The following is a 23,052-nucleotide window of genomic DNA, read 5'->3' as shown; positions in this document are numbered from 1 at the left end:
AAAATTATGATCAGTTCATTATGGATCGCCAAAACCGGTCTTGATGCGCAGCAAACCAATATGGACGTTATCGCCAACAACCTGGCGAACGTCAGTACCAATGGTTTTAAGCGCCAGCGCGCGGTCTTTGAAGACTTGCTCTATCAAACCGTTCGCCAGCCGGGTGCGCAATCATCCGAACAAACGACGCTGCCTTCAGGCCTGCAAATTGGTACCGGGGTGCGTCCCGTAGCAACCGAACGTTTGCATAGCCAGGGCAACCTGTCACAGACCAACAACAGTAAAGACGTGGCGATCAAAGGTGACGGATTCTTCCAGATCCTGCTGCCAGACGGTTCATCCGGCTATACCCGTGATGGTTCGTTCCAGGTCGATCAAAACGGTCAACTGGTGACCGCCAGCGGTTATCAGGTGCAGCCTGCCATCACCATTCCGGCGAACGCTATCAGTATCACGATTGGCCGCGACGGTATTGTCAGCGTGACCCAGCAGGGGCAAGCGAACCCGGTACAGGTAGGGCAACTGAATCTGTCGACCTTTATGAACGATACCGGTCTCGAGAGTATTGGTGAAAACCTGTACATCGAAACACAGGCGTCGGGTGCGCCGAACGATACCACGCCAGGCTTGAACGGCGCGGGTCTGCTGTATCAAGGATATGTTGAGACCTCGAACGTCAACGTGGCGGAAGAGTTGGTCAACATGATTCAGGTGCAGCGCGCGTACGAAATCAACAGTAAAGCGGTATCAACGACCGACCAGATGCTGCAAAAACTGACGCAACTGTAAAGGGATGATCCGGCGGCGCGGCGCGAAGCCGGGCTACTCGTTCTATTGTAGCCCGGCCAAGCGAAGCGCCGCCGGGATGTCCCTGAAATTCAGAAGAAGAAAGCAATGCAAAAATCCGCAGCGTTCCGTTTTCCGCTTTTAACCGTCGTCGCCATTAGCGTGGCGGGGTGTGCCTTGATTCCAAGCAAACCGCTGGTGGAAGGGGCGACCACCGCGCAGCCGACCCCCGGCCCGGTGCCTGTGGTAAATGGCTCTATTTTCCAGACCGCGCAGCCGATTAACTACGGCTATCAACCGCTGTTTGAGGATCGCCGTCCGCGCAATATTGGCGATACGCTGACTATCGTATTGCAGGAAAACGTCAGTGCGAGCAAAAGCTCGTCGGCTAACGCCAGTCGCGATGGCAAAACAAGTTTTGGTTTCGACACCGTACCGCGTTACTTGCAGGGACTGTTTGGCAACGAACGTGCTGACGTCGAAGCTTCCGGTGGCAATAGCTTTAATGGTAAGGGTGGGGCCAATGCCAGCAATACCTTTAGCGGCACGCTGACCGTGACCGTCGATCAGGTGCTGGCAAACGGCAACCTGCATGTCGTCGGCGAAAAACAAATTGCCATTAATCAGGGTACCGAATTTATCCGCTTCTCCGGGGTGGTTAACCCGCGCACTATCAGCGGCAGCAATACCGTGCCGTCGACGCAGGTGGCAGATGCGCGTATCGAATACGTGGGCAACGGCTACATCAATGAAGCGCAGAATATGGGCTGGCTGCAGCGTTTCTTCCTTAACTTATCGCCGATGTAACGAGGTGAATCATGTTTAAAACTCTGCTAACTCTGGCGCTGGTGCTGGTCACCGGGCTGGCGCACGCCGAACGCATTCGCGATCTGACAAGTGTGCAAGGGGTCAGGGAAAACTCGCTTATTGGCTACGGTCTGGTGGTGGGGCTTGACGGTACGGGTGACCAGACGACGCAAACGCCGTTTACCACCCAGAGTCTGAACAATATGTTGTCGCAGTTGGGGATTACCGTTCCTGCGGGCACCAATATGCAGTTGAAAAACGTGGCGGCGGTGATGGTGACCGCGCAGCTTCCGGCCTTTGGCCGTCAGGGGCAAACCATTGATGTAGTCGTGTCCTCAATGGGTAACGCCAAAAGTCTGCGTGGCGGCACGCTGCTGATGACGCCAATGAAAGGCGTCGACAGCCAGGTCTACGCGCTGGCGCAGGGCAATATTCTGGTCGGCGGGGCAGGCGCCTCGGCGGGCGGCAGCAGCGTACAGGTAAACCAGCTGAACGGCGGTCGAATTACCGCTGGTGCGACCATTGAACGTGAACTGCCTACCCAGTTTGGCTCGGGGAATACCATCAACTTGCAGCTCAATGACGATGATTTCACGATGGCGCAGCAGATTGCCGATACCATCAACCGTCGCAGCAGCATGGGGAACGCTACCGCGCTGGATGCCCGTACCGTGCAGATCCGTGCGCCAAGCGGCGGCAGCGGCCAGGTCCGCTTGCTGGCGGATATCCAGAATCTTGAAGTGGGCATGCCGCCACAGGACGCGAAAATCATTATCAACTCGCGTACCGGATCGGTGGTTATGAACCGCGAAGTGACGCTGGATACCTGTGCTGTCGCGCAGGGGAACCTGTCGGTATCCGTCAACCGTTCCGCGCAGGTTAGCCAGCCGGATACGCCATTTGGCGGTGGTCAAACGGTGGTGACGCCACAAACGCAGATTGATTTACGCCAGAGCGGCGGTTCGTTGCAGAGCGTTCGCGCCAGTGCCAACCTCAACAACGTCGTGCGTGCACTGAATGCGCTGGGGGCAACGCCAATGGAACTGATGTCCATCATTCAAGCGATGCAGAGCGCGGGCTGCCTGCGCGCGAAGGTGGAGATTGTCTAATGCTGACTGACAGCAAATTACTGTCCAGCGCCGCCTGGGATGCGCAGTCATTAAACGAACTGAAAACCAAAGCCGGACAAGATCCGCAGGCCAACCTTCGGCCGGTGGCGCGTCAGGTGGAGGGGATGTTCGTGCAGATGATGCTCAAGAGTATGCGCGAGACGCTGCCGAAAGATGGCATGTTCAGCAGCGACCAGACCCGGCTCTATACCAGTATGTATGACCAGCAAATCGCCCAGCAGATGACCGCGGGTAAAGGGCTGGGACTTGCGGAAGAGATGGTTAAACAGCTGTCAGCACAGCAGCAAGCACCTGCGGAAAATGCAGGCCAGGTGCCGATGAAGTTTGATATGCAGACCGTCACCAGCTATCAGAATGCCGCGCTGACGCAAATGGTGCGTAAAGCGCTGCCGAAAGCGCCGGACAATAGCGATGTTCCGCTGTCTGGCGACTCGAAGGACTTCTTGGCCCAGCTCTCTTTGCCTGCGCGTTTGGCGAGTGAGCAAAGCGGTATTCCACACCACCTGATTCTGGCGCAGGCCGCGCTGGAATCAGGCTGGGGCCAGCGGCAAATCCGCCAGCAAAACGGCGAGCCGAGCTTCAACCTGTTTGGTGTCAAAGCCTCGGGGAACTGGAAGGGCAAAGTGACCGAGATTACGACCACTGAGTTTGAAAACGGTGAGGCTAAGAAGGTGAAGGCCAAATTCCGCGTTTACAGTTCTTACCTCGAAGCGCTGTCAGATTACGTCGGCCTGTTGACCCGTAATCCACGCTATGCGGCGGTGACTTCAGCATCGACCGCAGAGCAGGGCGCGCAAGCGTTACAGAATGCCGGATACGCAACCGATCCGCAGTACGCACGTAAATTAACCGGCATGATCCAGCAGTTGAAATCGATGAGCGAGAAGGTCAGTAACACCTACCGCAACGATATCGAAAATCTGTTCTGATTAGCCTCAAGTTTGCAGTCCGCCATCCGATAAGTAATACCATGGCCTTAAGAAGGAGCGTTCATGTCCAGTTTAATTAACAGCGCGATGAGCGGGCTCAGCGCCGCGCAGTCAGCGCTGAACACCACCAGTAATAACATTGCGAGCTACAACGTCGCCGGATACACCCGCCAGACGACCGTGCTGGCGGCAGCCAACAGCACGATGGGCGCGGGCGGTTGGGTGGGTAATGGCGTTAACGTGACTGGCGTGCAGCGAGAGTACAACGCATTTATTACCAACCAGCTTCGTGCGGCACAGAATCAGAGCAGTGGCTTAACCACCCGCTACGAGCAGGTGTCGAAAATCGACAGCATGATCTCCAGCTCGACCAATAACTTGTCGACGACCTTACAGGACTTTTTCAGCAGCCTGCAAACGCTGGTCAGCAATGCCGAAGACCCGGCAGCGCGTCAGACCGTGCTGGGTAAAGCGGATGGGGTGGTAAACCAGTTTAAAGTTGTCGATCAGTATCTGCGCGATCAGGATAAGCAGGTGAACCTGTCTATCAGCTCAACGGTCAACCTGGTCAACAACTACTCCTCGCAAATTGCCAGTCTGAACGACAAAATCTCTCGCCTCAGTGGCGTGGGAGCAGGGGCATCACCAAACGATCTGCTCGACCAGCGTGATCAACTGGTGAGCGAGCTGAATAAGCTGGTGGGCGTCGAAGTTAACGTCCAGGATGGCAGCACCTATAACATCACCATGGCCAATGGTTATACCCTCGTGGCCGGCAGTAAAGCCAGCCAACTGGCGGCGGTACCAAGTAGCGCAGATCCTAATCGTACGACCATAGCCTACGTTGATAACGTTGCGGGTAACGTCGAAATCCCGGAAAAAATGCTGACTTCCGGTTCGCTGGGCGGTCTGCTGACATTCCGCTCTCAGGACCTTGATCAAACGCGTAATAGCCTCAATCAGATGGCGCTGGCGTTTGGTGATGCTTTTAATACGGTGCATAAGCAGGGGATTGATGCCGACGGTAAAACGGGCGTTGATTTCTTTAATTTAGGTAAGCCATCTTCGGTGTCGAACAGTAAAAACACTGGCGATGTTGATCTGAAAGTGACAATCGATAAGTCTTCTGCCGTCCAGGCAACAGACTACAAAATCATCAAAACCGACAGCGGTTGGGACGTTACGCGCCTGTCTGACAACACCAGTGTCAAACTGGATACCGATAGCGATCCTGCCAATGGCGTGCTGAAGTTTGATGGGTTGACGGTTACGGCGCAGATTAAAACCGGCGGTACCGACCCGGCACAGAGTAGCGATAGCTTTATTGTCAAACCGGTAAGCGACACCATCGTCAATATGAATGTGGCAATCAGCAGCGAATCGCAAATCGCGATGGGGCTGGCGGATACGACCGGTACCAGCGGTGGTGAAAGTGATAACCGTAACGGCCAGGCGCTGCTGGATCTGCAAACCAGCAAAGTTGTTGGTGGTTCAAAAAGCTTTAACGACGCCTATGCCGCGATGGTGAGTTCTATTGGTACCCAAACGGCGACGCTGAAAAGTAGCAGTACCACCCAGGCGAACGTGGTGACGCAGCTTAACAAGCAGCAGCAGTCTATCTCCGGAGTAAACCTTGATGAAGAGTACGGCAACCTGCAGCTCTTCCAACAGTACTATCTGGCCAATGCGCAGGTGCTGCAAACCGCAAGCACCCTCTTCGACGCATTAATTAATATCCGTTAAGGAGAGGGTAAATCATGCGCGTCAGTACCTTAATGATGTACCAGCAGAATATGGGGGGGATTACCAACTCCCAGTCTGAATGGTTGAAGTACGGTGAGCAGATGTCGACCGGTAAACGGGTTAACCGTGCGTCGGACGATCCGGTGGCGGCTTCGCAGGCTGTTGTGTTGTCTCAGGCTCAGGCGCAGACGGCTCAGTATGCCACCGCGCGTACCTTTGCGACACAACGCGTGTCGACCGAAGAGAGCACTTTAAAACAGGTGACGACCGCGATTCAGGCAGCGCAGGAGAAGATCGTTTATGCCGGTAACGGCACGCTCAGCGATGACGACCGTGCCTCGCTGGCGACAGACCTGCAGGGGATCCGCGATCAGATCCTGAACCTGGCCAACAGCACCGATGGTAACGGGCGCTATATTTTTGCCGGTTACAAAACGGATACGCCGCCTTTTGATGACACCGGCAAATATGTCGGCGGTGATATTAACGTCGAACAACAGGTGGATTCATCGCGTTCAATGGTGATTGGTCATACGGGTAATTTGATCTTCGATCACTCAACCAGTAATGCCAAACCGGATGCGGACGATAATATCTTTACCGCACTCGACTCGGCGATCGCCGCGTTGAATATACCCGTAGCGGATGCTGATGATGCAACGAAAGATAAGGTGACCGCCGACATTGATCGGACTAACCGTAGCCTGAGCAACTCGCTCAACAACGTGCTGACCGTTCGCGCTGAACTCGGAACCCAGCTTAAAGAACTGGAAAATCTGGATGCGCTGGGCGATGACCGCAAGCTCGCGCAATCTCAGCAGATGAGTAACCTGGTGGATGTGGACTGGAATGAAACCATTTCCAACTACACCATGCAGCAAACCGCCTTGCAGGCGGCGTACAAAGCGTTTACCGATATGCAAGGCATGTCGCTGTTTCAACTGAATAAATAATAAAGCAGGTCAGAACATATCTGGAAGCTGGATGTGTTTTTATCGCCCGCGCACCACCCCGTCGCGGGCTTTTTTTATTCTTTACTGCGTACTGACCTGCGTGCTGCGTAGGCGGTAGGTTTCACTGACCCGAATCGCCAGTGCGATAAGACCCGCCACCGTCGCCAGCGCGACGACACCTTCCCAGCCTGCCAGGGCATAAATCTGGGTACCCAATACCGATCCTAACGACATCCCGATAAATACCCCAGTAAACAGCAGCGCATTCAGGCGGCCACGAGCCTGCGGTTCGAGGCTATAAACCAGATTCTGGTGCGCAACCAGGCTTGACTGCAGACCCAGGTCAAAGCCGATAGCGGAGGCTGCAATCAATACCAACTGTGCCATTGGCGGCAGGGCGGGTAACAGAAACATCAGCGCGAACGACACACTGACTAGCGCAGCGCCTAACTGCGTAACTTTCTCTGCACCGACTTTATCCGCCAGACCGCCTGCCAGCGCACCGGCCGCACCTGCGATACCGAAACCACCGGCAACGGCGCTGCCCATGTGATAGTGCTCAGCCAGCATTACCGCCAGAGTCGACCAGAAGGCGCTAAAGGCGATGGACAGAAAACCCTGTGCTATCGCAGCACGACGCAGCGTAGGATAACGACGCCACAGGTGCGCCATTGATACCATCAATGCGGGATAGCGTAACTCAGAGTGGGCTACAAAGTGAGGCAGCACGCGCCACATCACTGCGCCTATCAACGCGATACTTACCGCGGCGGCCTGATACATAACGCGCCAGCCAAACAGCTCACCAACAACGCCACTGACGGTACGCGACAGCAGGATCCCCAGCAGAAGGCCGGTCATCACCGTACCCACCATTTTTCCCTGTTTTCCGGCGGGGGCCAGAATGGCGGCTGCGGGGACGATATCCTGCGCCATGGTGGCGGCCATCCCAATCAGCAAACTCACCGCCAGCAGCGAATGGAACTGTTGAGTCAGGCTGTAAACCAGCAGCAAGACGGCGAGAGCCAGACTTTTTACGAGGATCAGCGTCCGGCGGTCGTAGCGGTCGCCCAGCGGCAAGAGGAACAAAATGCCCAGCGCATAGCCTGCTTGAGTTAGCGTTGGGATAAGCCCCATTCCTTCCACGCTCAGATGTAAGGTGCTGCCCATTAGCGGCAGCAGCGGTTGGGCGTAGTAAATAGCGGCGACGCTGAATCCGGCGCCAAGTGCCAGGATAAAAATCATCAGACTGGACGTTGGAGTATGTGTGTTTTGACTGTTCATTGTTTGGTCCTCAACGGTGTATGGAGCGCATTTTCCGCCTCTTACGGCTGGTGCGGTAGCCGTTGCAGTGGTAAAACAGTTATACGTTTGGCGTATAGGCAGGAAGTTTATGAAGAGAAATGAGCGTATAGATCGCGTTGAGTTAATGCGCACGTTCATCCGAATTGTGGAATCGGGTTCATTGTCAGCCGCCGCCCGGCAGATGGAAACCACTCAAGCGACCATCAGCCGACGGTTACAGTCGCTGGAGGAGATGCTTGGAGCTAAGCTGCTGCTGCGCTCTACCCATGCAATGAAGTTGACCGATGATGGCGAGCGTTGCTATCAGCATGCGCGTCAGGTGGTCGATTCATGGCTGGCGCTGGAGGATGCGCTGCAAATTACAGATGAACAACCGGTGGGTACGCTCCGGGTACGCGCTCCGCATGCCTTTGGTCAGCAGCAGCTTTTGATGCCGCTAGTGGGGTTTCTGGCACGCTTCCCACAACTGTCGGTTGAGTGGATGCTGCATGACAGGGCGGTGGACTTTATCAGTGATAACGTTGATTGTGCGATCCGCGTCGGCGCCGATGTCGATCCGGCAACCGTATCGGTGCTGCTGGCGGAAGTTCCGCGTTGTATTGTCGCGGCGCCCGCGTTGCTCAGCGGCTATGCCACGGTGACAGAACCGCAACAACTTTCGATGCTGCCGTGGGTTGCCATCAGTACCTTCTATCAGCATGAAGTGGTGCTGCATCATCACGGTGACCAGCAAACGGCCAATGTTGCTATTGCGGCGCGTTTGAGCACAGATAGCCTGTATGTGGCGAAAAATGCCGCGCTGGCAGGCGTGGGGGCTGCGGTAGTCTCAAGCTGGATAGTGGAAGAGGAGTTGGCGAGCGGGCAACTGGTTGAGCTGTTGCCAGCCTGGCAGGTTACGCCATTGCCGGTGCATTTGGTCTATCCGTGGGCGCGTTATTACCCGACGCGATTACGTAAATTTCTCGACCTGATGCGGGAAGTGATGCCGCAAATAGCCGGAATGCGGCAACCGGAAAAAGACATATCGGATAAATCGTCAGGATAGCTGAGGCGTAAAAGGCAAATATCAGCAATAAAAAAATCGGCCACCAGGGCCGATTTTTTATGTCGCTTATGTCGGATTATTCAGCCGACTGCGGACGCGTAGGACCGGCCGTAGCGGTATGCGTTGCGCTATGACCGCCAGCAGAGCCTTTACCTTCAAAATCGAAGGATGGGCGAACCCAATCGCTGTGACGTGGTGCTTCCGGTACATAGTCAGGTGCCGGTGCGCGAGTCATCGGCGCCGTAGAGTGACTTACCGCCGCTGTGGCAACAGTGACCGGTTTTGGCGCAACCGGGGTTTCTACCACAGGTGTTTCTTCCACCGGCGCTGTTTCCACAGGCGCTTCAACTACTGGCGTTGGCTCAACAACCGGTTCGGCGACGACTGGAGTTTCCTCTTTCACGTCTTCGACAGGCTGTACGGCTTCTTCTACCGGCTGTGAAGTTTGTGCTTCAACTGCAGGTGTTTCGGCCATCACCGGAGCAGGGGTCTCTTCCTGTACTGGTGCAACGTCTTCAGTGGTTGGTTCAACGATCGCTTCAGGCTCTGCCGGTGCTTCAACGGCGACCGGCTCAGCGGCAGCAATCGGTGCAACGGTCTGCTCGATGGTCTCAGCAACAACAGGTTGTTCAATCACTTCCTGCTCAACTGGTGCATCAACAACGGCCTGATCCTGAACCTGGGTGACCGGGTACTGGATCCACACTTTGCCAGAAGCCATCTCTGGTGAAGCGCATGCGACGGTCAACGGCATAGGAGACTGAGTCGGGTAACGCTCGTCACGGTAACGACGGCGGCGCTGACCGCTCACGCGCAGGTGGCGCGGAGAGCGACGGGAACGACGCGGCATACCGTTGTTATCGCGTGCTTCACCGTTATCATCGTGCTCGGCCTGAACCGGTGCTTCTACGACGGCTGGCAAATCAACTTTAGCCAGTGCAGTACGCGGTGCTTCGGACACAGGTTCTTCTGGTGCGAATTCGCGAGCGGCGGTCTGCTCTGCGGTTTCAATACGCACTTTCTGTGACAGCTGACGCGGCTTGCGACGCGGCATATTCTGTACACGATCTTCTGGGGCCGCTTCCGGAGCTGCGACAACAACTTCTACTTCGCTGTTCTGTGGTTTAGCGTCCTGTGGAGCCTGACGCTTGTCATCACTGCGACGACGGTTACGTTCGCGACGAGACTGCTGCTGATCGTCACGAGACTTCACTTTTTCGCTGTCATCAACGACGGCTGCGCTCTGTTGGCGGTTTTCGCGCACCTCAGAAGACTGCTGTGGTTTCTCACGGCGGTTACGGCGGTTGTCTTCACGACCTTCGCGGTTATCACGCGGTTCGCGACCTTCAGCATTCTCGTTACGCTCGTTACGCTCGTTGCGGTCATTACGATCGCCACGGTCATTACGACGGTCGTTGCGGTCATTACGATCGCGACGGTTGTTCTGACGCGGTTTACGACGGTCTTGCTGACGCTCTGGTTTGGCTTCTGGCTGCTTCACAGGTTCGGCTTCAACCGGTTTCTCCGGAGCACCCGCAAACAGGTTTTTCAGCGCAGCAAAGAAGCGGGAGACAAGGCCCGGTTCAGTCGATGCTACATCGGCAGCTTTCGCCTTCGGTGCTGCAACCGGTGCACTTTCTGCCGTTGGCGTCGGTGGCACTTCTGGCATGATGAAGGTCGCCAGTGCTGGCTGTTCAGGGATTTTACGCTCTGCAACTTCATCTTCGACTGCCAGCGCCATCTCTTCTTCGTGCAGCTTCGGCAGCAGATAGCTCAGAGTGGTTGTCTCTTCACCTTTGCGCACGCGCAGTACGGAGTAGTGTGGCGTTTCCATCTGATCGTTTGGCACGATGATGCAGCGCACATCGGGCTGGCGAGCTTCAATGGCGGTAACTGCAGCACGTTTTTCGTTCAGCAGGTAAGAGGCAATCGGCACAGGGACAATCGCGTGAACTTCTTTGGTGTTCTCTTTCAGCGCTTCTTCTTCAATCAGACGCAGGATAGAGAGTGACAGCGATTCGTTATCACGTACGGTGCCAGTGCCGGAGCAACGCGGGCAGACGTGATGACTGGATTCACCCAGTGATGGGCTAAGACGCTGACGAGACATCTCCAGCAGACCAAAGCGAGAGATATGGCTAATCTGGATACGTGCACGGTCCTGGCGTACCGCTTCACGCAGACGGTTTTCTACCGCGCGCTGGTGGCGTACCGGGGTCATATCGATGAAGTCGATAACAATCAGGCCGCCGAGGTCACGAAGACGCAGCTGGCGAGCGATTTCATCGGCCGCTTCAAGGTTGGTATTGAACGCGGTTTCTTCGATATCGCCGCCGCGCGTTGCTCGTGCGGAGTTGATATCAATTGCGGTCAGTGCTTCGGTGCTATCGATAACGATAGAGCCACCGGATGGCAGACGAACTTCACGCTGGAAAGCGGATTCGATCTGCGATTCAATCTGGTAGTGGCTGAACAGCGGGATTTCACCGGTGTACAGTTTAATTTTGCTGCTGAAATCTGGACGGCCCAGCGCAGAAATGTGCTGACGCGCCATTTCCATAACTTTCGGGTTGTCGATCAGGATTTCACCAATGTCCTGGCGCAGATAATCGCGGAAAGCACGCACGATAACGTTGCTTTCCTGGTGAATCAGGAACGGAGCAGGGCGGCTTTCAGCAGCTTTCTGGATAGCTTCCCAGTGCTTCATGCGGAAGCTTAAATCCCACTGTAACGCTTCGGCAGATTTACCTACGCCTGCGGTACGGACGATTAAGCCCATGCCATCTGGCAGTTCAAGACTTGCCAGCGCTTCTTTAAGTTCAGTGCGATCGTCACCTTCGATGCGACGAGAAATACCGCCAGCACGTGGGTTGTTTGGCATCAGAACCAGATAGCTGCCTGCCAGGCTGATAAAGGTGGTCAGCGCAGCGCCTTTATTGCCGCGCTCTTCTTTATCAATCTGTACGATAACTTCCTGACCTTCACGCAGCACGTCTTTGATATTAGGACGGCCGTGTGAGTTGTAATGGGCTGGGAAGTATTCGCGAGCAATTTCTTTAAGGGGGAGGAAACCATGACGTTCGGCGCCGTAGTCAACAAATGCGGCTTCGAGACTCGGTTCAATACGGGTAATTTTGCCTTTGTAGATGTTCGCTTTTTTCTGTTCGTGTCCTGGGCTTTCAATATCCAGATCGTACAGACGCTGCCCATCAACGAGGGCGACACGCAACTCTTCCTGCTGAGTTGCGTTGATTAACATTCTTTTCATCGTAACTTACTCATTATTCTTACATTGACGACTAAGCTGCGAGCAGAGTAATGCCTTTCCGGGGTAAACCGATGGCCTCGTGACTATTCACGTCGCCAACCTCACGGTTGTCGCTCGTTTAAGAGGCGCAGAGTGTCGGTAGCCTGTGTTTCAAACGGAACCACAGTGCAATTATTTGGGGAACAACCTGGGATAACTCTCCAGAGAAGATTCCATTTATACTTGTCATCTTTTAGAGAACAGAGGTCTTGGCGTCTTACTTACGTAAGCACGGGTATTTCCCGCTTCGCTTTCTGTCTATCCACTAAAATTCGTACAGTATACGTACCGGTAAGGACTGCAACCCGCAGCCCGCTAACTGTTTGAGCGATCAATACGTCTTACGCCATTGCTGCGTGGATGATCAAACAAACAAAATGGGTCTTTCCGTAAATGCCCTTGTTATTCCAGGTTCAACACGGAAAACAGCTTCATTATTCCTTGCTAACCCGGTTATAGCAAGATGACTTTCACCTTTTATCACCCGGTTACTCACAGTTTCTTCACCTGCCCTGTGAGATTGTTCTAATAACAAACAACTCGGGGAGCAAAGCACCAGCAGAAAACCGATTATGCTAAATATAAGCATATAAAAATGAGTGGCGCTATTGAGCGGGGGTAATTAGAATCGCGCACCATGAAAACTGAGACTCCGACCGTAAAAATGATTGCCATCAGCGCTGATGAAGCCGGGCAACGAATTGACAACTTTTTGCGCACCCAGCTTAAGGGCGTGCCGAAGAGTATGATTTACCGCATCCTGCGTAAAGGCGAAGTGCGGGTGAACAAAAAACGCGTCAAGCCAGAGTATAAACTGGAAGATGGCGATCAAGTTCGCGTGCCGCCGGTGCGTGTCGCCGAGCGAGAAGAAGACGCGCTGTCGCCGCATCTGCAAAAAGTGGCCGCGTTGAATGATGTGATTCTCTATGAAGACGATCATATCCTGGTGCTCAACAAACCGTCGGGAACTGCGGTTCACGGTGGTAGCGGATTAAGCTTTGGTGTGATTGAAGGTCTTCGTGCGTTACGCCCGGAAGCCCGCTTCCTTGAGCTGGTTCACCGTCTCGACCGTGATACTTCGGGTGTCCTGCTGGTGGCGAAAAAACGCTCGGCGCTACGTTCGCTGCACGAGCAGTTGCGCGAGAAGGGGATGCAAAAAGATTACCTGGCGCTGGTGCGTGGACAGTGGCAGTCGCATGTGAAAAGCGTGCAGGCTCCCTTGCTGAAGAACATTCTGCAGAGCGGCGAACGTATCGTGCGTGTTAATCAGGAAGGCAAACCGTCTGAAACCCGCTTTAAGGTAGAAGAGCGTTATACGCATGCGACGCTGGTTCGCTGTAGCCCGGTGACGGGGCGTACACACCAGATTCGTGTGCATACGCTGCATGCGGGCCATCCGATTGCTTTTGACGATCGTTACGGCGATCGCGAGTTCGATAAGCAACTGGCTGGCACGGGACTAAATCGCCTCTTCCTGCATGCCGCTGCGCTGAAGTTCACCCACCCGGGCACCGGAGAAGTGATGCGCGTTGAGGCTCCAATGGATAACGTGCTCAAACGTTGCTTGCAAGCGCTGCGCAACCAGAAGTAAACTATCACAACCTGCAATGACCGGTAGCCCGGACGAGGGCGGTTACGCTGAATCCGGGGAGATACGGTGTCAAATGCGACATCGTAAATTCCCGGTGGTGCTGCGCTTGGCTGGGCTACAATCTTTACGGCTTTAACCACTTATCCAGCCACGGAAAGACTTCATCTTGCTGCTGTTGATAAAAAACGTGGCCCAGCTCAGGCCAACTCTTTGTCAGGAGTTTTTCATCTGCATTCTGTGACGTCCAGACTTGATGTACTTTGGTAAAAGCGTCATCGACTGCTTTTGCCGGAAACAGTTTGTCCTGCCCGCCGCTGAAAATCAGCATCGGTTTCGGTGCGGCAATGCTGGCGATATCGGGGATATCCATTTTGGCAGGCATACCGGGGTGTAGCATGTAAAACGCCGACTGCCCCCGCAGCACGTTGTTACCCGGCTTCATCAGCCCTTCATAAGTGCCAAACCACGAAATGACCGCCGTAGCCGCGACCTTCTCTGAGAGTGCGGCCAACTGCCAGGCACGGAATCCGCCCATTGAGAAACCCAGTACGCCAATATGTTGGCTATCGACGCTTTCCAGCGACGCCATAAAATCGACGGTACGCATATCTTCATACGCTACTTCTCCTGCCAGCGAACGCCCGAGATTGAAGTAGTTACTGGCGAGCGCCTGTTGCTGCTCATAGACCATCGGCCCACGGTCACCCCAGCCGGGACTGTCGATGACGATAACCACGTAACCGCGTTTTGCCAGTTCGTCACCGATAAACTTTCCGGTAAAGAATTTGTCTGCCCAGGCCTCGGCGCTGGCAAGTTGCGAAGCGTCACCCCACGGACGAATCAGCTTCTCTTTGCCAATATCAAATTTTGAACCATGGTCATGGAGAAGAACGATCGCAGGGTGTGGTCCAGGCGTCTTCGGCGTCAGCATCAGGGCGGCGATGCGGTTATCATCGGTGATGTTGAGTGCGAGTTTTTCGGCAATATAGCTGCCGCGATCTTGCGTGGAAATTTGCGTTGCAGCGAAAGGTTTGGTTGATTCCGGCGTCAGCAGGGATTGGCGGAATTCCTTGCGGGCATGCTGCTGCCAGCGCGTAAAGTTGGAATAGTGCCCGGAGAGCCATGAATCCGGATAGGTCATCTGCGTTTTCATCTGTTGCCAACTGGCGGGCAGATTACCTTCAACTACCCCCTGATGCTGCCAGCTATCATCGGCATTTGCCTGCATTGCGGTTAACATTGCCAGCATAAAGAATATTTTACCTTTGCCACGCATCCTCGCTCCTTAAATCAAAACATTGTTTCAATATTGGTTTGAGGATTTTAATGATGGTGGAAAAATAAACTGTGATCGCGGAAGGAATAAACAACATCATGGGCCGAACTTCCCGGCCGAGGCCGGGAAAATATTAATCTAATAGCGGATTGAGGTTCTCACGGCGTAGCATTTTGCTCAGTGCAATTAATGGCAATCCTACCAGCGTGTTAGGGTCACGCCCCTCTAGGCGGTCAAACAGCGCGATGCCCAATCCCTCGCTTTTAAAGCTCCCCGCGCAGTTCAACGGGCTCTCTTTGCGGATGTAGACGTTAATCTCTTGCTCGCTTAGATGGCGAAAATGGACATCAAACGGCTCACATTCTGTTTGCAGTTGCCCGTTTGCGGAATTATACAGTGCCAGCCCGGTATAAAAGGTCACCACGTTACCACTGGCCTTTCTTAATTGCAGACGCGCATTCTCTTCGGTGTGGGGTTTGCCGGTTATTTCACCATCCAGTACGCAAACTTGATCGGAACCAATAATGAGATGGTGTGGATAGCGTTCGGCTAGCGCCTGTGCTTTCGCCTGAGCCAGACGTAGCACAAGACTGCGCGGTGTTTCGCCCGGCAGCGGTAGCTCATCAACCTCTGGTGCGGCGCACTCAAAAGGCAGCTCAAGCTTCTCTAACAGCAGTTTGCGATAGGGGGATGTGGAGGCAAGGATCAATTCAGGCATAATTTTTCAAATAGAGTGTAGCGAATTAGATTCCGACATTTTAAACTATAGGCCGCAATGTGTGCGAATAATTGGCAAAAGGCAACCTGAGGCTGCCTTTTTCTTTGACTCTATGACGTTACAAAGTTAATATGCGCGCCCTATGCAAAACGTAAAATTACCCCTGACTCTCGATCCGGTTCGCACGGCTCAAAAACGCCTTGATTATACGGGTATGTATTCCCGCGATCAGGTAGAGCGTGTTGCCGAGTTCGTAGTCAGTGTGGACACTGATGTGGAATGCGAAATTTCTTTCGCCATCGATAACCAACGCCTTGCGGTCATTACCGGCGATGCGAAGGTGACGGTGTCGCTGGAATGTCAGCGTTGCGGGAAATCGTTTACCCATCATGTACACACAACGTATTGTTTCAGTCCGGTCAAAAATGATGACCAGGTTGAAGCACTCCCGGAAGCGTATGAACCAATTCAGGTTAACGAATTCGGTGAAATCGATCTGCTGGCGTTGGTCGAAGATGAAATCATCCTCGCCTTGCCGGTAGTTCCGGTGCATGATTCTGAACACTGTGAAGTGTCCGAGGCGGACATGGTCTTTGGTGAATTGCCTGAAGAGGCACAGAAGCCAAATCCATTTGCCGTATTAGCCAGCTTAAAGCAAAAGTAATTGAGGAGTAAGGTCCATGGCCGTACAACAGAATAAACCAACCCGTTCCAAACGTGGCATGCGTCGTTCCCATGACGCTCTGACCGCAGTCAACTTGTCTGTAGACAAAACTTCTGGCGAGAAGCACCTGCGTCACCACATCACTGCCGACGGTTTCTACCGTGGCCGTAAGGTTATCGCTAAGTAATCACGCGATGCTCTCGTCAATCACATCTCGTATGTGAAAGACCCGAGCCTTAGCGTGGTGAAGCTTAGTGAGGCATTTCCCCGGGTAACTGGGGAAACACCAAACCAAGCGGCGACGATACCTTGACACGTCTAACCCTGGCGTTAGATGTCATGGGGGGCGATTTTGGCCCTTCTGTGACAGTGCCTGCAGCATTGCAGGCACTGGGTTCTAATTCGCAACTCTCACTTCTTTTAGTCGGCAATCCCGACGACATTACGCCATTACTCGCCAAAGCTGACTTTGAACAACGTTCACGTTTGCAGATAATTCCTGCCCAGTCGGTTATTGCCAGTGATGAACGGCCCTCGCATGCTATTCGCCATAGTCGCGGAAGCTCAATGCGTGTGGCGCTAGAAATGGTGAAAGAAGGGCGAGCCGAAGCTTGTGTCAGCGCGGGAAATACCGGCGCGCTGATGGGGCTGGCTAAATTATTGCTCAAACCTCTTCAGGGGATTGAGCGCCCGGCGCTGGTGACGGTTTTACCGCATCAACAAAAGGGCAAAACGGTGGTGCTGGATCTCGGTGCTAACGTGGATTGTGACAGTACCATGCTGGTGCAGTTTGCCGTCATGGGGTCCGTGATGGCAGAAGAGGTGCTGGAGATCGTGAACCCACGCGTCGCGCTGCTTAACATTGGCGAAGAAGAAATTAAGGGGCACGACAGTATCCGTGATGCCTCTTTAGTGCTAAAAACAATCTCCTCTCTCAACTATATCGGCTATCTTGAAGCCAACGAACTGTTGACGGGGAAAACCGATGTTCTGGTTTGCGATGGCTTCACAGGTAACGTCACCTTAAAGACGATGGAAGGGGTTGTCAGAGTCTTCCTTTCGCTGCTGAAATCACAGAGCGAGGGGAAAAAACGGTCGTGGTGGCTGATTTTATTAAAGCGTTGGTTACAAAAAAGTCTCACCAGGCGATTTAGTCACCTCAACCCCGACCAGTATAATGGCGCCTGTCTGTTAGGATTGCGCGGCACGGTGATTAAGAGTCATGGTGCGGCCAATCAGCGAGCCTTTACGGTCGCCATAGAACAGGCAGTGCAGGCAGTGCAGCGACAAGTTCCAAAGAGAATTGCCGCTCGCCTGGAATCCGTATACCCCGCAGGATTTGACACTCCTGAAGCTAGCAAGTAAGGCCAGTTTCAGGGGGTTGAGTTGGGCGGCTATATTAGCGAAAAGTGACTGAGCGTACATGCATACGAAGATTATTGGTACCGGCAGCTACCTGCCTGAGCAGGTGCGGACTAATGCCGATCTGGAAAAAATGGTTGATACCACCGACGAGTGGATTGTCACCCGTACAGGTATCCGTGAGCGCCGTATCGCTGGCCCTGACGAATCCGTGTCTACGCTGGGTTACGAAGCGGCTAAGCGCGCGCTGGAAATGGCGGGCATTGAAGCCAGTGAACTGGGCTTGATCGTGGTCGCGACCACCTCTGCGACCCATGCTTTCCCAAGTGCGGCATGCCAGATTCAAAATATGTTGGGCGTGAAAGGCGCACCAGCGTTTGATATCGCCGCAGCCTGTGCAGGTTTTACTTATGCGCTAAGCGTCGCTGACCAGTACGTGAAGTCTGGTGCGGTGAAATATGCTTTGGTGGTCGGTGCTGACACGCTGGCCCGTACCTGCGATCCAACCGATCGTGGCACGATCATTATCTTTGGTGACGGTGCAGGTGCTGTGGTGTTGGGTGCATCTGAAGAGCAGGGGATCATTTCTACCCACCTGCATGCCGACGGTAGCTATGGCAAGCTGTTGACGCTGCCGAATGCTGATCGCGTGAACCCAGATAACTCAATCTACCTGACGATGGCCGGTAACGAAGTTTTCAAAGTTGCCGTGACCGAATTGGCACATATCGTTGATGAAACGCTTGAGGCCAACAACCTCGACCGTTCACAGCTGGATTGGCTGGTTCCGCATCAGGCGAATTTACGTATTATTAGCGCAACGGCGAAGAAGCTTGGCATGTCTATGGACAACGTAGTGGTGACGCTTGACCGTCACGGTAACACTTCAGCCGCTTCCGTGCCGTGTGCGTTTGACGAAGCCGTCCGCGATGGCCGTATTAAACGCGGCCAACTGGTGCTGTTAGAAGCATTCGGTGGTGGTTTCACCTGGGGCTCTGCGCTGGTTCGTTTCTAAGTACAAGGATAAAAAACATGACGCAATTCGCATTTGTGTTCCCTGGACAGGGTTCCCAGACGGTAGGGATGTTGTCTGAACTGGCAGCAACCTATCCGGTAATTGAAGAAACTTTTCATGAAGCCTCTGCGGCACTGGGCTATGATCTTTGGGCGCTGACCCAACAGGGCCCGGCGGAAGAGTTAAACAAAACCTGGCAGACTCAACCGGCACTGCTGACCGCGTCCGTTGCGCTGTACCGTTTGTGGCAGCAGCAGGGCGGTAAAGCACCAGCCATGCTGGCCGGTCACAGCCTGGGCGAATATTCTGCGCTGGTTTGCGCGGGCGTTATCGCGTTTGCCGATGCGGTTCGTCTGGTTGAGATGCGCGGTAAGTTCATGCAAGAAGCGGTACCAGAAGGCACTGGCGGCATGTCCGCTATCATTGGTCTTGATGATGCTTCTATCGCTAAAGCTTGCGAAGAATCAGCCGAAGGGCAGGTCGTCTCCCCGGTTAATTTCAACTCGCCAGGCCAGGTGGTTATTGCTGGTCATAAAGAAGCGGTTGAACGTGCAGGTGCGGCCTGTAAAGCAGCGGGCGCAAAACGCGCACTGCCACTGCCTGTCAGCGTCCCTTCCCACTGTGCGCTGATGAAGCCCGCGGCGGAAAAACTGGCCGTTGAGCTGCAAAAAATCACCTTTAACGCGCCGACTGTTCCGGTTGTGAACAACGTCGACGTGAAGTGCGAAACTGATGCAAATGCGATTCGCGATGCGTTAGTTCGTCAGCTTTATAGCCCAGTACAGTGGACCAAAACCGTTGAGTTTATGGCGTCCCAGGGCGTAGAGCACCTGTATGAAGTTGGTCCGGGTAAAGTCCTCACCGGTCTGACCAAACGTATTGTAGATACCCTGACTGCATCGGCGATTAATGAGCCGACTGCGCTGTCAGCGGCACTTGCGCAATAAAAGAGGAAAGCATGAGCTTTGAAGGTAAAATTGCCCTGGTAACAGGTGCAAGCCGCGGTATTGGCCGCGCAATCGCTGAAACACTCGCCGCACGCGGCGCGAAAGTTATCGGCACTGCGACAAGCGAAAATGGTGCGCAGGCAATTAGTGATTATCTGGGTGCAAACGGTAAAGGTCTGATGTTGAATGTGACTGACCCGGCATCTATTGAATCTGTTCTGGAAAAAATTCGTGCGGAATTTGGTGAAGTCGACATTCTGGTCAATAATGCTGGGATTACTCGTGATAACCTGTTAATGCGCATGAAAGATGACGAGTGGAACGATATCATCGAAACCAATCTGTCATCTGTTTTCCGTCTGTCAAAAGCGGTAATGCGCGCTATGATGAAAAAGCGTCATGGACGTATTATCACTGTTGGTTCTGTGGTTGGTACCATGGGAAATGCAGGTCAGGCTAACTACGCTGCGGCGAAAGCGGGTCTGATCGGCTTCAGTAAATCACTGGCGCGTGAAATTGCGTCACGCGGTATTACTGTAAACGTAGTTGCTCCGGGTTTTATTGAAACGGACATGACGCGTGCGCTGACTGATGAGCAGCGTGCGGGTACTTTGGCGGCTGTTCCTGCGGGGCGCCTCGGCTCTCCAAATGAAATCGCCAGTGCGGTTGCATTTTTGGCTTCCGACGAAGCAAGTTACATCACGGGTGAAACGTTGCACGTTAACGGCGGGATGTATATGGTCTGACCGTGTTTTGCACAAAGTGCTCAGACAACGGGCAATCTACGTATATCTGAGTATGATTAGTGCAAAATCATTTGCGTTATGAGGGCAAACACCCGCAAAATAGCGCAAAATCGTGGTACGACCTGCCGGGATTTAGTTGCAAATTTTTCAACATTTTATACACTACGAAAACCATCGCGAAAGCGAGTTTTGATAGGAAATTTAAGAGTATGAGCACTATCGAAGAACGCGTTAAGAAAATCATCGGCGAACAGCTGGGCGTTAAGCAGGAAGAAGTGACCAACAATGCTTCCTTCGTTGAAGACCTGGGCGCAGATTCTCTTGACACCGTTGAGCTGGTAATGGCTCTGGAAGAAGAGTTTGATACTGAGATTCCGGACGAAGAAGCTGAGAAAATCACCACCGTTCAGGCTGCCATTGATTACATCAACGGTCACCAGGCGTAAGTGAACATCTCCAGGCGGTCATTCGACCGCCTGAGTTTTATCTTTTTGTCCCACAAGCATCTATTTTAATCCCTCCCTGGAGGACAAACGTGTCTAAGCGTCGTGTAGTTGTGACCGGACTGGGCATGTTGTCTCCTGTCGGCAATACCGTAGAGTCTACCTGGAAAGCTCTCCTTGCCGGTCAGAGTGGCATCAGCCTGATCGACCATTTCGATACTAGCGCCTATGCAACGAAATTTGCTGGCTTAGTAAAGGATTTTAACTGTGATGACATTATCTCGCGCAAAGAACAGCGCAAGATGGATGCCTTCATTCAATATGGAATTGTCGCTGGCGCCCAGGCCATGCAGGATTCTGGCCTCGAAATTACGGATGAGAACGCCCATCGTATTGGCGCCGCTATCGGCTCTGGTATCGGCGGTCTTGGTCTTATCGAAGAAAACCATACCTCACTGGTAAACGGTGGACCGCGTAAGATTAGCCCATTCTTTGTTCCGTCAACGATTGTTAACATGGTGGCAGGTCATCTGACCATTATGTTTGGTTTACGTGGCCCGAGCATCTCCATCGCGACTGCATGTACTTCTGGTGTGCATAACATCGGTCAGGCAGCGCGTATCATCGCCTATGGCGATGCAGATGCAATGGTTGCTGGCGGCGCAGAAAAAGCCAGTACCCCGCTTGGCGTGGGTGGCTTTGGCGCGGCACGCGCGTTGTCTACGCGTAATGACAACCCTCAGGCGGCGAGCCGTCCGTGGGATAAAGAGCGTGATGGCTTTGTGCTGGGTGACGGCGCGGGCATGGTTGTACTCGAAGAGTACGAACACGCCAAAAAACGTGGTGCAAAAATCTATGCGGAAGTCGTAGGCTTCGGTATGAGTAGCGATGCGTATCACATGACTTCACCACCGGAAAACGGTGCAGGTGCAGCGCTGGCGATGGTTAACGCGCTTCGCGACGCGGGTATTGATGCGGGTCAGATTGGCTACGTTAACGCCCACGGAACCTCGACCCCTGCTGGCGATAAAGCAGAAACTCAGGCTGTTAAGTCTGTTTTCGGCGACGCTGCAAGCCGCGTGATGGTCAGCTCCACCAAGTCAATGACCGGTCACCTGCTGGGTGCTGCGGGTGCAGTAGAGTCTATCTACTCCATCCTCGCGCTGCGCGACCAGGCCGTTCCGCCAACCATCAACCTGGATAACCCGGATGAAGGTTGTGACCTGGACTTCGTGCCTCACGAAGCCCGTCAGGTTAGCGGCATGGAGTACACCCTGTGTAACTCCTTCGGCTTCGGTGGTACCAACGGCTCACTGATCTTCAAAAAGGTCTGAGCCTGATTATCTGACGGCTTGAAGCTGTCAGATAACGCATTGATGAAGGCCCGCCTGGCGGGCCTTTTTTTATTCAGCTTTCTCCGCTTGTTCAGGCAACATCATCCTGCGAAACTATTGCCCCTTGTTAAGGAGCCACAATGTTCTTGATAAATGGCAGCGAACAAAACACGCTTGCGGCAAACGATCGCGCAACACAGTTTGGTGACGGTAGCTTCACGACCGCGCGCATCACTGAGGGGCGAGTACCGCTGATGGCCGCGCATATCGGACGCCTGCAACAGGCGTGTGAGCGCCTGTCTATTCCCTTTAGTGATTGGTCTTTACTGGCACAAGAAATGTCGGCACTGGCCGCACGGCAGCGTGACGGCGTGCTGAAAGTCATTATCAGCCGTGGCGCGGGTGGGCGAGGGTATAGCGGCAGCGCCTGCGCATTGCCCACGCGCATTGTTTCAACCTCGGCGACGCCTGCCCATTATGATCGCTGGAAACAGACCGGTGTCACCCTTGCACTCAGCCCGGTGCCGCTTGGTCGTAATCCTTATCTGGCCGGTCTCAAACATCTTAACCGTCTTGAACAGGTGTTGATTCGTTCTCATCTTGAGCAGACGGACGCCGATGAGGCCCTTGTTCTTGACAGCGATGGGTGGCTTACGGAATGCTGTGCCGCGAATTTATTCTGGCGCTGTGGACGAGATGTGTACACACCGCGCCTCGATCAGGCTGGGGTGGACGGCATTATGCGCCAGTTTATTATTGCGCAGCTGGCACACTCACCGTATCGCGTTGTCGAAGTTAATGCGAAGCCAGGCGTGCTGGCGCAAGCGGATGAAGTGCTTATTTGTAACGCGCTGATGCCGGTTATTCCCGTGCAGCGCTATGCAGACCAACAGTGGCCTGCCCGCGAACTTTACCAATTTTTAGCCCCACTTTGTGAGTCGTCTGATTAAC

General features: G+C 53.8%; 21 protein-coding genes. 17 read left to right on the top strand and 4 right to left on the bottom strand.

The window, feature by feature from the left end; translation table 11 throughout:
* Positions 1–6 precede the first annotated feature (6 nt).
* The 6 genes from flgG (at position 7) to flgL (ending at position 6,348) form a co-directional block, all read left to right on the top strand.
* Complete coding sequence (gene flgG, locus U0026_RS13940; protein WP_052285574.1) at positions 7–789, top strand: flagellar basal-body rod protein FlgG; 783 nt, start codon at positions 7–9, stop codon at positions 787–789.
* Between the two features lie 105 nt (positions 790–894).
* Positions 895–1,593 carry a flagellar basal body L-ring protein FlgH gene (gene flgH, locus U0026_RS13935; protein ID WP_062777922.1) on the top strand — a complete coding sequence of 233 codons (699 nt, stop codon included), beginning with the start codon at positions 895–897 and terminating at the stop codon, positions 1,591–1,593.
* Positions 1,594–1,604: 11 nt separating this feature from the next.
* The gene (locus U0026_RS13930; RefSeq protein WP_062777920.1) at positions 1,605–2,702 is read left to right on the top strand and encodes a flagellar basal body P-ring protein FlgI; all 1,098 of its coding nucleotides are present in this window, start codon (positions 1,605–1,607) and stop codon (positions 2,700–2,702) included.
* Positions 2,702–3,652 carry a flagellar assembly peptidoglycan hydrolase FlgJ gene (gene flgJ / locus U0026_RS13925; protein ID WP_062777918.1) on the top strand — a complete coding sequence of 317 codons (951 nt, stop codon included), beginning with the start codon at positions 2,702–2,704 and terminating at the stop codon, positions 3,650–3,652. Before U0026_RS13930 ends, flgJ begins: the two co-directional genes overlap by 1 nt.
* A gap of 63 nt (positions 3,653–3,715) precedes the next feature.
* Entirely contained in the window at positions 3,716–5,395 is a 1,680-nt protein-coding gene (gene flgK / locus U0026_RS13920; protein ID WP_062777916.1) for a flagellar hook-associated protein FlgK, read from the top strand.
* A 14-nt stretch (positions 5,396–5,409) separates the two neighbouring features.
* The gene (flgL, locus tag U0026_RS13915; RefSeq protein WP_062777914.1) at positions 5,410–6,348 is read left to right on the top strand and encodes a flagellar hook-associated protein FlgL; all 939 of its coding nucleotides are present in this window, start codon (positions 5,410–5,412) and stop codon (positions 6,346–6,348) included.
* Between the two features lie 81 nt (positions 6,349–6,429).
* On the opposite strand, the gene U0026_RS13910 is transcribed toward flgL, so the two are convergent.
* The gene (locus U0026_RS13910) at positions 6,430–7,632 is read right to left on the bottom strand and encodes an MFS transporter (RefSeq protein ID WP_062777912.1); all 1,203 of its coding nucleotides are present in this window, start codon (positions 7,630–7,632) and stop codon (positions 6,430–6,432) included.
* 109 nt (positions 7,633–7,741) lie between these two features.
* Between U0026_RS13910 and U0026_RS13905 the strand changes: the two genes are divergently transcribed.
* Complete coding sequence (locus tag U0026_RS13905) at positions 7,742–8,698, top strand: LysR family transcriptional regulator (protein WP_062777910.1); 957 nt, start codon at positions 7,742–7,744, stop codon at positions 8,696–8,698.
* A gap of 76 nt (positions 8,699–8,774) precedes the next feature.
* Here the strand turns inward: U0026_RS13905 and rne are convergent, their stop codons facing one another.
* On the bottom strand, positions 8,775–11,966 hold the full coding sequence (gene rne, locus U0026_RS13900) for a ribonuclease E (protein ID WP_062777908.1): 3,192 nt from the start codon (positions 11,964–11,966) through the stop codon (positions 8,775–8,777).
* A gap of 676 nt (positions 11,967–12,642) precedes the next feature.
* On the opposite strand from rne, the gene rluC reads away from it, so the two are divergent.
* Entirely contained in the window at positions 12,643–13,596 is a 954-nt protein-coding gene (rluC, locus tag U0026_RS13895) for a 23S rRNA pseudouridine(955/2504/2580) synthase RluC (protein ID WP_062777907.1), read from the top strand.
* A 124-nt stretch (positions 13,597–13,720) separates the two neighbouring features.
* Here the strand turns inward: rluC and U0026_RS13890 are convergent, their stop codons facing one another.
* Positions 13,721–14,872 carry a dienelactone hydrolase family protein gene (locus tag U0026_RS13890; protein WP_062777905.1) on the bottom strand — a complete coding sequence of 384 codons (1,152 nt, stop codon included), beginning with the start codon at positions 14,870–14,872 and terminating at the stop codon, positions 13,721–13,723.
* Between the two features lie 133 nt (positions 14,873–15,005).
* Positions 15,006–15,590: a Maf family protein gene (locus U0026_RS13885; RefSeq protein ID WP_062777903.1), complete on the bottom strand. Its 585-nt coding sequence runs from the start codon at positions 15,588–15,590 to the stop codon at positions 15,006–15,008.
* A gap of 142 nt (positions 15,591–15,732) precedes the next feature.
* Here U0026_RS13885 and yceD point away from each other — a divergent pair, with 142 nt between their 5' ends.
* The 9 genes from yceD to pabC all read left to right on the top strand — a co-directional run bounded on the left by yceD (position 15,733) and on the right by pabC (position 23,051).
* Positions 15,733–16,254: a 23S rRNA accumulation protein YceD gene (yceD, locus tag U0026_RS13880; RefSeq protein ID WP_062777901.1), complete on the top strand. Its 522-nt coding sequence runs from the start codon at positions 15,733–15,735 to the stop codon at positions 16,252–16,254.
* 16 nt (positions 16,255–16,270) lie between these two features.
* Positions 16,271–16,441 carry a 50S ribosomal protein L32 gene (gene rpmF / locus U0026_RS13875; RefSeq protein WP_062777899.1) on the top strand — a complete coding sequence of 57 codons (171 nt, stop codon included), beginning with the start codon at positions 16,271–16,273 and terminating at the stop codon, positions 16,439–16,441.
* A gap of 122 nt (positions 16,442–16,563) precedes the next feature.
* Complete coding sequence (gene plsX / locus U0026_RS13870; protein ID WP_073971201.1) at positions 16,564–17,619, top strand: phosphate acyltransferase PlsX; 1,056 nt, start codon at positions 16,564–16,566, stop codon at positions 17,617–17,619.
* Positions 17,620–17,677: 58 nt separating this feature from the next.
* Entirely contained in the window at positions 17,678–18,631 is a 954-nt protein-coding gene (locus U0026_RS13865; protein WP_062777895.1) for a beta-ketoacyl-ACP synthase III, read from the top strand.
* Positions 18,632–18,648: 17 nt separating this feature from the next.
* Complete coding sequence (gene fabD / locus U0026_RS13860) at positions 18,649–19,578, top strand: ACP S-malonyltransferase (RefSeq protein WP_062777893.1); 930 nt, start codon at positions 18,649–18,651, stop codon at positions 19,576–19,578.
* Positions 19,579–19,589: 11 nt separating this feature from the next.
* The gene (gene fabG / locus U0026_RS13855) at positions 19,590–20,324 is read left to right on the top strand and encodes a 3-oxoacyl-ACP reductase FabG (protein ID WP_062777891.1); all 735 of its coding nucleotides are present in this window, start codon (positions 19,590–19,592) and stop codon (positions 20,322–20,324) included.
* 209 nt (positions 20,325–20,533) lie between these two features.
* Positions 20,534–20,770 (top strand): acyl carrier protein, encoded by a 237-nt coding sequence (gene acpP, locus U0026_RS13850; protein ID WP_000103754.1) that lies wholly within the window; start codon positions 20,534–20,536, stop codon positions 20,768–20,770.
* An 89-nt stretch (positions 20,771–20,859) separates the two neighbouring features.
* Entirely contained in the window at positions 20,860–22,101 is a 1,242-nt protein-coding gene (gene fabF, locus U0026_RS13845; RefSeq protein WP_062777889.1) for a beta-ketoacyl-ACP synthase II, read from the top strand.
* Positions 22,102–22,241: 140 nt separating this feature from the next.
* Complete coding sequence (gene pabC / locus U0026_RS13840) at positions 22,242–23,051, top strand: aminodeoxychorismate lyase (protein ID WP_062777887.1); 810 nt, start codon at positions 22,242–22,244, stop codon at positions 23,049–23,051.
* Position 23,052 lies beyond the last annotated feature (1 nt).

Source organism: Kluyvera intermedia, from assembly GCF_034424175.1.
GTDB lineage: Bacteria > Pseudomonadota > Gammaproteobacteria > Enterobacterales > Enterobacteriaceae > Kluyvera > Kluyvera intermedia.
Note: the sequence above shows the minus strand (reverse complement) of the source record. Positions and strands in the feature narration are given on the sequence as shown.